The following is a 14462-nucleotide window of genomic DNA, read 5'->3' on the forward strand; positions in this document are numbered from 1 at the left end:
ATCGCCGAGGGCGTCGAAACCAACGATCAGGCGGACGCGCTCATCGCCATTGGTTGTGCGGCCACGCAAGGGTATCTGTACTCCAAACCGCTATCGGCCGGCGCGGCTAGCGAGGCGATACTGAACTCTATGCGGCAAATGCCATCGCTTGACGATAAGCCTCGCTAACATACGTCAAAAGGCACACGTACGGCTGAAAACGTTTTTCGCTGGTGACGTATTCCGCACCCCATAAGGCTCGGTTTAAACGTGCGCTGGTCTCAGACCTTGCCCCGCCTTCCCGTCTGACCACGCTAACTTCCTGACCCAGTCACTCCCAAAATTCGATCGTCATTGGGCCCCCCGTCCGCCTTGCGCAGATGAGCCTGCTCCGCAGTCAGGCGCAGGGAACGGACTACAAACCAGGCGGTTTTCAAATGTGCTTGAGGCGTCCTCCCCTTTGGGGGGAGATGGTGGTGAAAGATTGCAATGCCTTGCTGATGTATAGATTAGCAGGGCATCTTCGTAACTGTGGGTGGAACCGACGTCGGCTTCTACTGTTATTACCATGACCGGCCGAGCATGCCCCCCTTTGGCTCCGCTGGTTTCTAAAATGCCCCGCTGCTCCCCCGCAGCGGGGCATTTGATCGTCTAATCCTGTCGGGCAACGATCCAGTCCATTGTATTGGAATATCAAATGCGCGTTTTGCTGCTGGGCCTGCTGATCACCCTCGGGGCTTGCAACGACCACAAGCGACCCAACAGCTTCGACGCCAGGCAAAGCGAGAACAAGGCTACTCCCTACAACGGCGTGCCGGAGGGAGAGCGGAAGAAATAGCAGCCAAGGGGATAGCTGGCCTCCATGTCTGAAAGCCAGCCGGGAGGTTACTCCGCTACGTCGTCTGCCTTGCGCTTGCGCGGCGCCGGCTTTGCAGCCTCTGCTCTGGCGGCGTTCGTCTGACCAGACTTGCGACCCAGGCCAATCTTTTTAGCCATAGCGCGACGGCTTTCCGAATATGTCGCAGCGACCATCGGATAGTCAGCCTTGAGGTTGTAGCGCTCGCGATACTCCGCAGGCGTCATGCCGTTGGTTGCGAGATGACGGCGCAGCGTCTTATATGATTTGCCATCGATCATGCTGATGATGTGATCCGGGCTGGCGAGAGACTTTCGGGCCGTGACTGCGCCGACATACTCCTTGGACTCTTCGGCAGGAGTTTCCGATGCCTTCGAGCCACCAACAAGCGACTGAATGCTAGTGTGCATCTGCGAAAGGAATGCGGGAACGTCATCAGCAGATGTGCGGGTATTTGGATTGCTGAGCCACGCAATCGTCAACTCGGTAGCGAGTTCGACAGCGTTGGGCTGGTAGGTATCGTCGGGCATAAAGGCCTCCATTCGGCTGGCGGGCAAGTATGCCCTCGTTGGTATTTGCACAAGCAGCCGATTGGATAACGTACGACGTGTGATTTTTTCGCCAGTACCAATGCGCGACAACCTAGTTTATCTTGAGCAGCGCAATTCCATTAGATTGCCGGTCAGAAGGGGCGTTTTCGGAATTTCCTTTCGGAAGTCGACCGATCGCGGTGCTGATATCTGTTGATCTTCCCCGAATGGTATTCCGCTGTGCAATCGCGTGGTGCGGAGTTACCGTCACCTTTTTAATCATCGAGGCACGCATGACGAAGACGGCGTCAGCGGCGGCACCTCTCACACCCGATCAAGTTCGCACCCGCCCAGAACGCGTTTTCGGACGCTCTGAGGTGTTTTCGTAGCCTGGGGCGGCATCCTGCTAAGCGACATTCTCTTCCGCGTTAATTGCCTCCTGTTCTGGCGCCGGCAAATGGCGGTATAGCGTCGCAATCGAGACGCCGATGGTCGGGGCAATTTCTCGGGCAGTCATTCCAGAGGCTAACAGGTTTCGCGCGGCTTCGAGGCGCTTGGGTGTCATTACCGTCTTGCGGCCTCCTACCCGGCCCTGACGCCGGGCAACGATCAACGCAGCCGTCGTGCGCTCGCGTACCAAGTCACGCTCCATCTCGGCCATCGCCGCCATAATATGGAAAACGAGCTTGCCCGCCGTGCCCTCGGTGTCGATCCCGTCAGTAACTGATTTCAGCCCGATCCCCCTCGCCGCCAGATCGGTCGAGAGGTCGATCAGCCCTTTCATCGTTCGGCCGAGCCGGTCGAGCTTCCATACGACGAGTATGTCGCCGGTTCGCGCATGGGAGAGCGCGTCGGCCAATCCGGCGCGATCGGCTTTCGCACCGCTGGCCTTATCCGAGAAGATTCGCTCACAACCCGCACTGCGCAGCGCTTCGAGTTGCGGGGTCAGATCCTGTTCCGGGGTCGACACTCGGGCGTAGCCGATTAGCATAAAGCGTTCTCAAAACTCATGTCTGACGCTTACCATGATGCGATCCAATCGCGAAAGTGTTTTGAGACGCGGGCATCGACTGCTATAGGTTCTTACATGATGGCGCATCAAAAACGATCGTTTTTGAGACGTGACAGCAAGCGGGCTGAAGACCCACTCCAAGACACCTAGGTATCACCGCCACCCGATCGTTTGCAGGTCGGCACGATAGGCTGCCAGCCGCTCGACCGCCCGGCGCATCAACGACATCTCGGCGCGAAGGTCCTCGAATGCTCGTGCCGCCTCGTCTTCGCCGTTCGCCATCCGCCCCTCCTATCGGCTCAAATCATGATCCTGCTGTCGGTCGCGCTCCAATTGCCTCTGGCGATCGAGCACCTGCTCGATCGACGGCGCCCTCTCGATGCGGATCCCCAGCTCGGGCGCGCGACGCGCCAGCTCTTCCTGCAGCATGGGGTCGTGCCGGAGGTCGTCGACCATGACGGCCATGCGCCGCGCGACGGGGCCTGTACGGGCGTCACCACGTTCGGCCTCCAGTACCCGCCAATGCTCCATGAACCGATCGGCACGCAGCGCCGGATCGGCTCTGACGCGGGCTTCCTCGGCCAGGGCACGTGACGCGGCTCGCATGTCGCCAGCCGCGACATCCCGGGCCAGCTGCGGATTGCGCGCGAACGCGGAGGCAAGATCGCTGCTGCCGCGGTAGCGCATCCCGTCGAGCGCCTCGCCCGCACGGGCTAGCGCCGTTTCCTGATGCGGCAACACCGGCAGGTCTTTGTCACGCATGCGCGCGATATCGACCGCGGCACGCGCATAGCGCTGGATCGCCTTCACCTCCCCCGGCCGACTCGTGCTTTCGGTCACATGGTCAGGCACCTCCCGTGGCTTCGGCCTGAACCCGGCGAACATCGAGCGCGCCTTGGCCTCCACCTTCTCGATCACCGCCCGCGCCCGCTCCGGCAGTCGGATCTCGCGCCTATCTGCAAAAGCACGAACCGCCTCGTCAGGCTCGGCCGCATAGTCGGCCGCCATGTCCTTCGACCGGTCGCGTGATAGCACCGCGGCAAGCTTCGCGTCGCTCGCGAAGTCGTCGCGGCCATAATGCAGCTGGACGCCGTCACGGTGCCGCGACAGGGCAACATAGGCCGCGTGCCGGTCCATGCCGGGCGTGGCGAGCACGTCGACGCGGTCGACCGTCACGCCCTGCGATTTGTGGATGGTAGCGGCATAGCCATGATCGACATGGGCATAGTCCTTCAGGTCGAACCCGACCTCACGCCCGTCATCAAGGCGCACACCCATCCGCTCGGCCGATACCTGCTCGATCATGCCCAGGGTACCGTTCTTCACCCCCAGCCCGCTGTCATTGCGGAGAAACATGATCCGGTCGCCGGTCGCGAACTGCCGTTCGCCGCGCTCCGCCTGCACGACGACATCGTCGCCAAGGTCGCCAGTTGCGCGCAACCGCTCGCGGGCTTCGCCATTGAGCGCGAGCACCTCGGCGTTGGTATGGGTAAGGATCATACGCGTCGAATCCGGCTCTGCTTGGCGCTGCCGATCCCAGCCCTCGACCAGATTTGCCCGCGCCGCCTCGCGCGTCTCCGCCGCGTGCACCATGCCGTGCTCGCGGTACGCGCCGATCGCCTCGGATGTCCTACCGGTCGCAAGCCACCGGGTCGCGTCGCGCTGCCACGCCGCCCGCTGCCGACGGATCTCAGTGATCTCGGCAGCCCCATGACGCTCGCTGATCGACCGGAATGCCGCGCCCGCCTCGATCGCCTGCAGCTGCTCGGGATCCCCCACCAACACCACCTTGGCACCGGCCTGATCCGCAGCAGACAGCAAGCGCTCCATCTGCCGCGTACCGATCATGCCGGCCTCGTCCACCACCAGCACGTCGCGGGGTCCAAGCTGTTCACGGTCCCTGCCCCATGCATATTCGAGGCTCGCGATGGTGCGCGACGCGAAACCGGAACCGCTCTCCAAATTCTCCGCCGCGATCCCGGACAGTGCGGCACCGCGCACCGTGTAGCCGGCATCCTCCCACGCCTCGCGCGCAACGCCCAGCATCGCCGACTTGCCGCTCCCGGCATAGCCGACGACGGAGGCGAGACCTTCGCGTTCGGTAATCCGCCGGAGCGCGTCCCGCTGCTCGTCGGACAGGGTAAGCCCCCTGCCCTGCGCCGCGTCCAGCGCGCGCTGAACGCGAGTTGCGGCAACGAAGTGATCCTTGGTCCCGGCAAGCCTGTCGGATGCCCGCTCCAACCGCGCCTCGGTCGCGATCATTTCACGGCTGGTGAACCGCTCGTTACCACGCCCGTCCTTGCCCAACGCGACGAGGTCTGGCGACGTCTTTGCAGCCGCCATCACCTGGTCATACTGATCCTTCCCATCCGAATGCCGGAATGCGAACAGGGCGAGGTCACGGTTGGTAAACGTCGCCTGCGTGCGCGTGATCGCATCGAGCGCGATATTCGGGTCGGCGATGATGCGCTCGCCATTCTCGCGCGCGATGCGGTCGTGATCTTCGAGCCGTTCGGCTTCGAGCCCCTGCCCCGGTCGCCGCGATGCAGCCGGCCCGATCTTGTGTTGCGGCTCGAGCTTTATGCCCTGTTCGGCATAGGAGCGATGGTCGATCCGCGCATCGATCCCAAGCTCCGCCAGCCGCTCGTTGACGTGCGCACCCCACGCCTCCCGCCAGTGCTGCAGCAGATCATTCCGATTCCAGTCGCGCTCCTTCTGGCCAAAGCCGTCAGGCCCCACTTCGCGCATCGCCAGCATGACATGGGCGTGCGGCTTCGGGCTGCCGTCCTCGGCCTTGTCCCAGTGTACATTGAGATCCGCGATCATGCCGCGCTTCACGAACTGCTCCGCGACAAAATCGCGCGCTAGCGAAACGCCCTGCTCGCGGGTCATCTCGCGCGGGATCGAGAACTCGATTTCGCGGGCGAGCTGCGCGTCCTTGCGCTTCTCAGTCGCCTCCACCTCGTTCCACAGCGTCGTGCGATCCTGCAACCGCTCGGGTGCGCCTTCCGGCAACATCACTTCGGAGTGAACAACGCCGCTTTTGTTCGTGAAGTTGTGATGCCGTTCCAGACGGTTATCGAACAGTTCTGAAGCAGAGCGATAGGCAGCCGCAGCAACGGCGCTCGATCCCTTCGCGCGGCTGATGACCTTGGCGGAGAAATGGTAGATCGCCATGACGCCGCGTCTTCTACACTTCTGAGCGAACGTCGGCAACGACGTATAAGCGCGCACTCACGACCACTTCGTTTGGTCGCTCATGACTTGAGGCTGTAACGCGTAAAGGGCATAGTCGGCTTTCGTGATGAGCCATGCAGGAACACACACGATGCGTAAAGTCCGGAACTATGACGCCGAACTCAAAGCGCTGAACGATCGCGCACGAGACCTCAAAGCAAAGAAGATCCAACAGCTTGGTGAGCTGGTCGTCGCAACGGGTGCTCAAGGACTCGAGCCTGAGACCCTTGCAGGCGTGCTCCTTGCTGCGGTTGCAACAGATAATGCTGATCAGAAGGAGGCGTGGCGCGCAAGCGGCGCTGCCTTCTTTCAGCGACGAAGCCGCAAGATCGTTTCAGACGACGCGCCAAGGGGTGAGGCGAAGCCTGACGGCCATAGCGACGGCGGAGCGGCGCAACAGGGCCCTGGTCCTGCGTCTGGAAGCGGCGCGGCGTCGAACTGATACACGGGGCTGGGTCGTGCAACGCCGCGAACGCACCCGCCACCTGATCGAACTGGGCGGCCTCGTTCAGAAGGCCGGACTGGTCGACCTCACCGACGACGATCGCGCGACTATCTACGGTGCGCTGCTGGAGCTGGTCGGTCGCGCCCGTGCCGACGATACCGGCAACACACTCGCGTTGTGGAAGCGGCGCGGGAAGCGGGCATTCGAGACGGAAGCTACATCACCGGAGACGGTCCCGTGATGAACAAGGGCAACGCGTCTCGCGCTTGCTGGATCGCCGGCTTGATAGGAACATCTTTGGCGCAGAACTGGCGTCCGCGATGACGCTGCGTGTCCTCAGCATTTGCCGCCCGCAGCCTGGTCAGAATGGCCACCATAGCGTGGCCCGGGCCACGTTATGGCATGCACCTGCGAACGGCTTCCCTCCCCCATCCGGAGACAGTGCAATGACAGCAATTCCTGTGGCCGCATCCCATTCCTGGCAGCTTCAGATGGTGGGACCGGGAAGCCGCTGCATAACACCCGATCTGCACGACAGGCTGGTGCACCTGTTCGACCTGCTACCGCAGACCCGGCTCATCGACATCGAAACCGACGCGGGCAGCGTCAGCATCTCGCGAGACTGGCCCAGCGACCGCATGGAAGAGGTGGCGGCGATCGAGGCGGAAATCACTGCCCTACCCGGGATCGTCCGCCTCACCCTGTTCCAAGCGGCGTGACGATGGCGTGGTTTCGCCAGCTCGCCCGGGCCTTCCGCAACCTCGCTCTCATAGCGCGGCAGAACCACGTCTGGGCCATCCAGAGCCTGGTGTTTGCCCCTTTCCGCTTCGCTCGCCATCTGCTCGGCGTCGTGGTGCTTATGCTGGCCGTGGCGATCGTCCTGATCCTCGGCACGGACGGGTTGATCTGGTATTTCGGCCTGGCCCGCTATCCGACGCTCGTCGCGATCGTACAGGTGCTGATCTGGCTCGCCATTCTGGTCGTACCGCTACGCGCGCTCTTCCAGCCCCTGATCCTTCGTTATGGTGGCGCAGACGCTGACGACACCCATGGCTCCGCCCGCTTTGCGACCGACGTCGAGGCGCGCGATCTGATGGGCGATGCCGGTCTGCTGATCGGCCGCGACCGAAAGTCCGGCAAGCTGCTGCGCTACCCGGGTCCCGCCCATCTGCTGACGATTGCGCCGACGCGCAGCGGCAAGGGTGTCGGCACCATCATTCCCAACCTGCTTGACTATCCCTTCGCCTGCGTCTGCATCGATCCCAAGGGTGAGAATGCCCGCATCGCCGCGCGTCAGCGCAGGGGCTTCGGGCCCGTCCAAATTCTCGACCCGTTCGGCATCACCGGCCTGGTGCCGGCCGCGTTCAACCCGCTCGATCGCATCGATCCGACCGGCCTCGATGTTGCCGACGACTGCATGACGCTCGCCGACGCGCTGGTTCACGATGCGCACAATCAGCAGACTGAGGCGCACTGGAACGAGGAGGCCAAGGCACTGATCGCAGGCCTGCTGATGCACATCGTGGCGAGTGAGCCCGCTTCCGCCCGCACCCTTGCCACGTTGCGCGAGCATCTGACGTTGGCGCCGGCCGCCTTCCTTGCCCTGCTCGAACGGATGCAAGGCCAGGGCGGCCTGGTTGCGCGCGCTGCCAATCGCCACCTCGGCAAGTCCGGTCGCGAAGCCGCGGGCGTACTGTCGTCGGCGCAGCGTCATACCCACTTCCTAGACTCGCCCCGCATGACGGCAACACTCGGGCATTCGGACTTCCGCTTTGCGGACCTGAAGGAACGACCGGCGAGCATTTTTCTCGTTCTGCCACCCGACCGGCTCGACACCTATGCCCGTTGGCTTCGCCTGATGGTGGCCCAGGCGCTGACCGAGCTGGCGCGGGCGCCGGGACGGCCGGTCTGGCCTGTACTGTTCCTGCTCGACGAGTTCGCAGCACTTGGCCACCTCGAGCCCGTCGAGCGCGCGATGGGGCTGATGGCAGGCTATGGGATCCAGCTCTGGCCGATCGTGCAGGACATCCACCAGTTGCGTGCGCTGTACGGCCAGCGTGCCGGCACCTTCCTGTCCAACGCGGGCGTCCTGCAGGTGTTCGGCGTCAACGATCAGCAGAGTGCCCAGCTCGTCTCCGACCTGCTTGGCCAGGAGACGGTCGTGTTCGAAACGATGAGCCGGGCACTCGACGCCGAGGGGACCGGGATAACCTTCGGTCAGCAGCATGTCGGCCGGCCGCTGCTGACCCCTGACGAGGTTCGCACGCTTAGCCCTGACCGCCAGCTACTGTTTCTTGCCGGTCAGCGGCCCGTCATCGCCACCAAACTTCGCTACTATGCGGATCGGGAATTCGCCGGGCGGTTCGATCCGGCGTGAATTACGCTCGGTTTTAAAGCAGCTCCTAGGTTCGGTCCGGCTTTGCTTGCCTTCCGCTTACACCGTCTTCTTTGCCTGTTTGATGCCGCAAAGCGCTGATGACCCACAACCAGACATTCGAGCACCCTTCCTCCCTTCTTAACTTCGCCCATTCGTTCATTTGGTTGGACGACCGCTTCGGCCGCTGGCGCAGCTGTCTCTACGACATAGATGAGGGCAAACAGTCACAGGAGTTGTGAAAGGACATTTATCGGGAAGAGCCGATTGGCTGATCAAGCGCTAAACTAGTCGACCAAACCGCTACCCTCGACAAAAGACTGACCGCATGGAAGCAGGGAGTAGGAGTGACCGGATTTCGGAATACCCGGAGATAATTGACAGATTTTAAAATCTTCGGCTCGCGACCGAGTTCGGCGCCTCCTCACACTCATCATCGAGAACTATCCCTGCCAAGATGGCATGATACTAATAACCGCCCGGTTGCTGGAATTTCAGGTCATGATAATTCACAAGCAGGCTTTTTCATTCTCAGCAAAAGCGTGGAATCTGAGAGTAACTATATAATGGCATACGCATGACGTTAGCTCCGCAGATCTAAGCTAAACTCAAATAGATTTATGTCACCTTTAAATGATAACTTTCTGTTAGCAAGCCACAAAGAGGCATATGTCGCGCGCATCGACCAGATTATCAATCGTCTATTATACCGACCATTCGAACGTGACGATGTTTATTACATGCCCGCTCGATAAATCGTCGCTGCCTACGCGAGGGACGATCGATGACGCGCGACTGCCGGATTAGAATCCTGCTGACACACCGAGCGAGTAGTAATGTGGTCCGCCGCTGCCTTTCAGTTTTAGCGTTGGGTTCAAGCGGAATGCTGCCATGCCATATGGACGGACTTTTTCCGCAGAGAAACGCGCACCGCCACCAAGCTCGAAGCCGCTGGTAGCGACATAGGCCAGTTCAGCCTTTGCGTACCAATCGACACCGATATTCGTGCACTTGCTGTCAGATGCGAACTGGCCTGTTTGGCCATCCCGGCATCGGCTTTGCCCGTTCGAGAACGTGTCGTTGTAATACCGGTCATTATCGCCCTTGTGAACGAAAATACCCCCGATAGGCCGAACCGCAATCGGACCAAGCTGAGCATTATATCCGATGCCAAGCTCGCCGCCCCACTCGCCTTGGGCGCGGGTTCCAAGCGCTTCGCCACCAAGGCCTTTGGCCTGAACACCCGAAACCGGCATAGCGGAAATTACCGCGCTTAGCACGGCCAACTTTATGAAATTCATGTAACCCCCTATAGGCGTTGGCTATGTCGCCATACGCTTGGGTCCGGTCACCGGAAGTGCGATCCTCGTCAAGTCTCACCAAATGAACTTCGTCAGGATTGGATGAATCTTACGTCATTCCCCTGTAAACGACGACTAGCGCCGTTCGTCAGTCAAACTGCACGTGGTGCCCGCTTGGTGCCAGCGCCCTGGGGACAAACTAGGTTATAGCCCACCAGTCGGGCATGGCGGAGATATCTAAAGATCTCCGCCATGCTTCTCATGCGGCCATCTTTTTCTTTCCACTGTCCGCCATCTGCAATCCATAGGGCTTATAATCGCCATCAGGAGTCCGGCAGACGTATTGGGTCGGCAGTGCTGCCCGCACGTCATTGGCACCTGCGATGGATCCGCTGATGGGGCGGCAATCCTGCCCCCCTCCAGCGAGGACAGGAGACTCTATCTTTGCTCCATCCAAAGACATGTATTGAACAGGCTGAAGACGTACGGCGTCGATGCTTTCACTCGCACCGGCACGCCCCTCGAACGTCGTTGCGCTCGTACCGTCGTCGGCGGAAAAAGTAGTACGATACGTCGTGTCTTGATAGTTCGCTGACGCGATTTGTGCCGCGATGATCTTGTCCGCCCTCTTCGCATTCGCGAGAATTATTGCGCAGACGCCAACTCCCGCAGCGGCGCCAATCGCCGCACCGGCAGCTACCCCACCTTTACCGGTCGCCCTACCGACCAAAGCGCCAAGCAACGCGCCACCCAGCACAGAGCCAACGCATTTACCCTTTGCCTTCTCCACCTCGGTTTTGGCATACTTAATCTTTTCCGCATGAGCTATTCCGGTAACCATGTTGCAGAATGGCAAAGTCATGGCCAACAGAAGCGTCACTGATCTACTTTTCATCATATCCCCCTTATTCGTTCTAGTTCGATCACTTGGCCTTGCCCGTGACCGCTATACCTTGACGGCCCTTGTCGGCGCCGATGTAGACGCTCTCGTCCGTGGCCTCTCCGCTCAACTTGTCTCCTGTTACTTTGAAGGCGAAGTTTCGCATCCCCCCGAATGGCATCTCGTTTCCAAACTCCGGTTCGCCCCCTGGCTGCGGGCTCCAAGCTTGCGCGAAGCCGCCACGATCCGAACGAATCTCGCAATCCTCGCCTGAGCAGGAGATGCTGCCCGTCATTGGAATGGCAAACGAGGGCGTGCCAAGCAGCGTCAGCCACGAGGCCGTGAGCTTGCCTTTGCCGTCGTCGCCAATGCGAATGTCCGCGAGCTCGTCGCCCGACGGATACGCGGCCTTGGCAGAGAACCGCCGTAGCCGCACCGGTGCCGGCGACGTGTTGCCGATCTTGCCTGGGCCGTACGAAAGCAGCCTACCACCCTGCGCCAGCCAGTAGCTTTCGAAGAAGTCCTTGCCCGCAGCGCTCTTGCCGACCGGTAGAACGACGTGGACGTCCACCTGTGGGAGGTCGCCAGCAGCCTTGCGTCCGGCTTCCACACCGACCTTGCGAACGGCGGCTGCGTCGCCGGCGGGTAGCTCGAGCCCGCTCAGGTCGGAAACCAGCACCAGACGTTGGACGCGATCATCGCCCTCGAACAGACCCTTTGACGCACGCAACCCTGCTAAGAACGGTGCCGCGTCGACGGTGCCGCTCTGCGCTCCAGAAGTATCCGCCGCTAAGGCTCCAGCGGCAACCATGCCACCGATCAGTTGCGTACGAAAATTCGAGGCCTGGTCTTCGAGTTCGCGTGCCGTGCCCGACGAGAACACGCTCGCGATGCCGCCTTCTCTTTTCTGGGCGTCCGCCATTTCCTGCGACGACAAGCCGGGAATGCACCCGACGAATGTCGTCTGCGCTGCCGAACCATCCGCCGGTACGACTGCTATCGTGATCTGCTCGCGTGCGGCGCTGGCACCGGCTGGGAGCGCCACCGCCGGATCGGCAATCGACAGGATCAGGTCGCGGAACCCCTTATTGGTCTCCGCGAATCCGACGGCGTCGGCGGCCTTCTTCAACGACTTTGCGTCAACGAGGATCAGGGTCCGGCGGAGAGGCGCTTGCGCTCCCTTGAGATCGCACGCAGCCTCGGCTCGAATAGTCGAACCGCCTGTCTTCATGGGTGCAGTGCTTGATCCACCGTCACATGCGGCCAGCAGCAAGGCGGCGATAGAAGCTGCGCCGGTCAGTAGCGACCGGTATGATGACGCCACGATCACAGCTGCACGCTCCGGTAGAGATGGATGGAGCGGGCTGCGAAGTCATTGGGCGTGATGGTTTCGACCATGGCGCCTGCGTGCCTCTCGCCAGCGGGTCCAGTGAAACGGAAGTCGGGGTCTCGGTTGCAGATCCTGTCGACCAGATGGTTCTGATATGCCCTCAGCAGGCCAACGACTTCGGCATCTTTGCTCGAGATCTGACCCGCGTCATGCAGGATCTCCACGTTGTCGGGCTGCGAACGCATCTGGTTGGACCTGCGGCTCAATTCTTCCGTGCGACGCTTGTGATTACGATCAATGTCCGCGAGCTTGGCGCCGAGCTGCTTGGCGTACAGCGCCTCCATCTCCGCCTTGAGGCGCAGGTACTTTTCCGCCTTGTGTGCGTAATCCGGGTTCTCGTCATGTTGCAGGTAGGTGAATGCGGCTCCTACCGCGAAGACGATCAGGTTACCGGCAAGCAGACCCGCAGTCTGAGCAATGACGTTTGGCGGCGTCATCCCGAGCACCAGCGCCGCCTCGATCTGCGACAGCACCGTCGAGTAGCGGGCATAGCCCACGGCGGTCATCGAAATCAGCAGCAGGGCCATCGCAATGGCCATCAGCCTGATGCCCTTCGATCGTTGCTCTTCATCGTCGGGCCGCATGTAGAACTGGTAGGCCTTGAGGAACATGCCGGTCATGTACGACGACACGGCCACCGCCAATGCTACCACGAGGGACAGTCCGGCTGCGATTGCCGGCACGTTCGACAGCTTGAAGAAGCTGCTGTAGTTCATGAAGAACTCTGGAATCATGATAACCGCGGGGATGCCGTACACCAGGAGCTTGGAGGGCACCTGAGCGTCTCTGCCGCCGAGCTCGGTACGGAGGCGGAGATATTCCGTCTCCGCGACATCCAGCCGATCCAACCTGCCGCGCTGCTTCTCGTAGAAGGTTGCAGTCTCCTGAGCCTTGCGGACCGCACGATCACGGCTGATCAAGTCGCGCTCGAAGTCCTCGACGAACCCTTCGGCACCCCCCTGGAGACGCACGCGCTTGGCAGCGCCGAGCACGTGATTGAGCGCGTTCGCCCTGAATCTTGCGACATGGGTGGAAAGCCAGGCGTTCATCTCGGGTGTCAGATTGGCGCTCATCGCGCCGGATTGCCCATCTCCCGTTAGACTGATGCCGCGGCCCTCGCTCTCACGCTCGGCTCGAGCAAAGAGGTCGGTGGCAAGCAAGCCCGTCGTCGCAAGATCCAGGTCTAGATACGTCTTAATCGGCACGTCTTCTCTTCCCCCATTTTAATCACTTCGTTCGTTTCGCGGGTCAAAGGTCGACCCGTACCGGCGTCGCTCGCCTGAGAACGGGATCGATCCTGATCCTCCTCGATCCTGTTGGCATGACGCTGACTGCGCCGCTGCCATTCGGCCTGACTGCGGCTACGACCGCTCCTGATGGGGCGATGCCACCGCGCCGTCCTCCGCTTGGAATCACGTTCCTCGCCCGGTCGCGCACTGGATCGATCCGTGTCCGCGGACGTCGGACGATTTCCACGGCCTCGTAGTTACGCTTGAGGTCCAGCTTTGCCTTGCACTGCTCTGCCTCGCTCTTCGAACGAGCCTGGCACAGTTCCGAAAGCTGTTGATCAGCCATCCACACACCAACGGCTTCGGGTTTGGAGGCGAACAGGAACTCGATCCGACGATTTTGATCGTAGGCGGTCTCGTCGTCACCCGGCACAAGCGGCATGTCCTCGCCGAAGCCGATCCGCCAGATTGAACTGTACGCGACACCCTGCTCGAAAATCGCTTCCGCCAAGATGTTTGCACGGTCGATCGACAGCGCCTCGTTGTATACGGGATCTCCTCGCTTGTCCGCATGGCCCGCAACAAAGAGCGCTACGTCGGGCGGTTCACGCCTGAGGCTCTCCGCAACGATCGCTACAAGCGGTGCCGCTCCGGATCGTAGGCGGCTCTGTGCCGTGTCGAAGAATACGTGATCCGGAAATACGACGCGCAGCACCGGTACATCCACCCCGAACTCACCCGGCAATCGGTCCGCAGGTACGACACCCTCGTAGAACAAAGGCTGCTGGTTTGTTGGAAGAGCAGCAGACAGCCTGACTAAGCGCTTGATCCTGTCGCAATGCTCCATCCGCACGAACGCCTGCCACGACTGCATGTCGCCGACGTTCGAAGGCGCCTTCAGATCTCGGCAGTCGACCGGTACCGAACGTACTTGGGTCATCGCTTGGGCGTATGCTGGTGAAGGGGTGAGCAAAAAAGGCAAGAGAGTGCAAGCCACTGCACCAAGCAGACGCGCCTTTCCCCGGACCAAAGTTTTGGTCCCCGATCCAATAGCCTTCACCAGTTCCCCCTTGTAGGCGCCGAACCTGCTTCGTCGCGGTCGGATTGTCCAGCGCAACGTTCGGCCTCCAAAGTGATGACCTTCGCCCGCTGAAATAGTCGGAGATACTGAATTATTTGTTTATCACGCCGTAAGCGTAATGGACCGATGTGAATGGCTTGCGAGAACT

At 61.1% G+C, this 14462-nt stretch carries 14 protein-coding genes; 5 read left to right on the forward strand and 9 right to left on the reverse strand.

Annotated features, from left to right (window positions below; genetic code table 11):
- The first annotated feature begins 676 nt into the window (after positions 1-676).
- A complete protein-coding gene (locus U1707_RS18350; protein ID WP_332801503.1) occupies positions 677-817 on the forward strand; it encodes a hypothetical protein in 141 nt (46 codons plus the stop codon).
- Between the two features lie 47 nt (positions 818-864).
- Here the strand turns inward: U1707_RS18350 and U1707_RS18355 are convergent, their stop codons facing one another.
- From U1707_RS18355 to traA, 4 genes are all read right to left on the reverse strand, one after another.
- Positions 865-1365, reverse strand: a complete 501-nt coding sequence (locus tag U1707_RS18355; protein ID WP_332801504.1) for a Ros/MucR family transcriptional regulator — start codon at positions 1363-1365, stop codon at positions 865-867.
- A gap of 406 nt (positions 1366-1771) precedes the next feature.
- Positions 1772-2356 carry a recombinase family protein gene (locus U1707_RS18360; protein WP_332801505.1) on the reverse strand — a complete coding sequence of 195 codons (585 nt, stop codon included), beginning with the start codon at positions 2354-2356 and terminating at the stop codon, positions 1772-1774.
- A 174-nt stretch (positions 2357-2530) separates the two neighbouring features.
- Positions 2531-2659, reverse strand: a complete 129-nt coding sequence (locus tag U1707_RS18365; protein WP_332801506.1) for a hypothetical protein — start codon at positions 2657-2659, stop codon at positions 2531-2533.
- A gap of 9 nt (positions 2660-2668) precedes the next feature.
- Positions 2669-5554, reverse strand: coding sequence for a Ti-type conjugative transfer relaxase TraA (gene traA, locus U1707_RS18370; RefSeq protein WP_332801507.1), 2886 nt, complete (start codon positions 5552-5554; stop codon positions 2669-2671).
- Positions 5555-5705: 151 nt separating this feature from the next.
- Between traA and U1707_RS18375 the strand changes: the two genes are divergently transcribed.
- The 4 genes from U1707_RS18375 (at position 5706) to U1707_RS18390 (ending at position 8436) form a co-directional block, all read left to right on the forward strand.
- Positions 5706-6056, forward strand: coding sequence for a conjugal transfer protein TraD (locus U1707_RS18375; protein ID WP_332801508.1), 351 nt, complete (start codon positions 5706-5708; stop codon positions 6054-6056).
- A gap of 16 nt (positions 6057-6072) precedes the next feature.
- Positions 6073-6300 carry a conjugal transfer protein TraD gene (locus U1707_RS18380; RefSeq protein WP_332801509.1) on the forward strand — a complete coding sequence of 76 codons (228 nt, stop codon included), beginning with the start codon at positions 6073-6075 and terminating at the stop codon, positions 6298-6300.
- 301 nt (positions 6301-6601) lie between these two features.
- Positions 6602-6778 carry a hypothetical protein gene (locus U1707_RS18385; protein ID WP_332801510.1) on the forward strand — a complete coding sequence of 59 codons (177 nt, stop codon included), beginning with the start codon at positions 6602-6604 and terminating at the stop codon, positions 6776-6778.
- 2 nt (positions 6779-6780) lie between these two features.
- Positions 6781-8436 carry a type IV secretory system conjugative DNA transfer family protein gene (locus U1707_RS18390; RefSeq protein ID WP_332801511.1) on the forward strand — a complete coding sequence of 552 codons (1656 nt, stop codon included), beginning with the start codon at positions 6781-6783 and terminating at the stop codon, positions 8434-8436.
- 800 nt (positions 8437-9236) lie between these two features.
- Here U1707_RS18390 and U1707_RS18395 read toward each other — a convergent pair.
- The 5 genes from U1707_RS18395 to U1707_RS18415 all read right to left on the reverse strand — a co-directional run bounded on the left by U1707_RS18395 (position 9237) and on the right by U1707_RS18415 (position 14173).
- The gene (locus tag U1707_RS18395; protein ID WP_332801512.1) at positions 9237-9734 is read right to left on the reverse strand and encodes a hypothetical protein; all 498 of its coding nucleotides are present in this window, start codon (positions 9732-9734) and stop codon (positions 9237-9239) included.
- A gap of 259 nt (positions 9735-9993) precedes the next feature.
- Positions 9994-10629 carry a hypothetical protein gene (locus U1707_RS18400; protein ID WP_332801513.1) on the reverse strand — a complete coding sequence of 212 codons (636 nt, stop codon included), beginning with the start codon at positions 10627-10629 and terminating at the stop codon, positions 9994-9996.
- Between the two features lie 28 nt (positions 10630-10657).
- Complete coding sequence (locus tag U1707_RS18405; protein ID WP_332801514.1) at positions 10658-11743, reverse strand: hypothetical protein; 1086 nt, start codon at positions 11741-11743, stop codon at positions 10658-10660.
- A gap of 197 nt (positions 11744-11940) precedes the next feature.
- Positions 11941-13209, reverse strand: a complete 1269-nt coding sequence (locus tag U1707_RS18410; protein WP_332801515.1) for a hypothetical protein — start codon at positions 13207-13209, stop codon at positions 11941-11943.
- 43 nt (positions 13210-13252) lie between these two features.
- Complete coding sequence (locus tag U1707_RS18415) at positions 13253-14173, reverse strand: OmpA family protein (RefSeq protein WP_332801516.1); 921 nt, start codon at positions 14171-14173, stop codon at positions 13253-13255.
- Between the last annotated feature and the right edge of the window lie 289 nt (positions 14174-14462).

The sequence above is a fragment of the Sphingomonas sandaracina genome (assembly GCF_036663695.1).
GTDB lineage: Bacteria > Pseudomonadota > Alphaproteobacteria > Sphingomonadales > Sphingomonadaceae > Sphingomonas.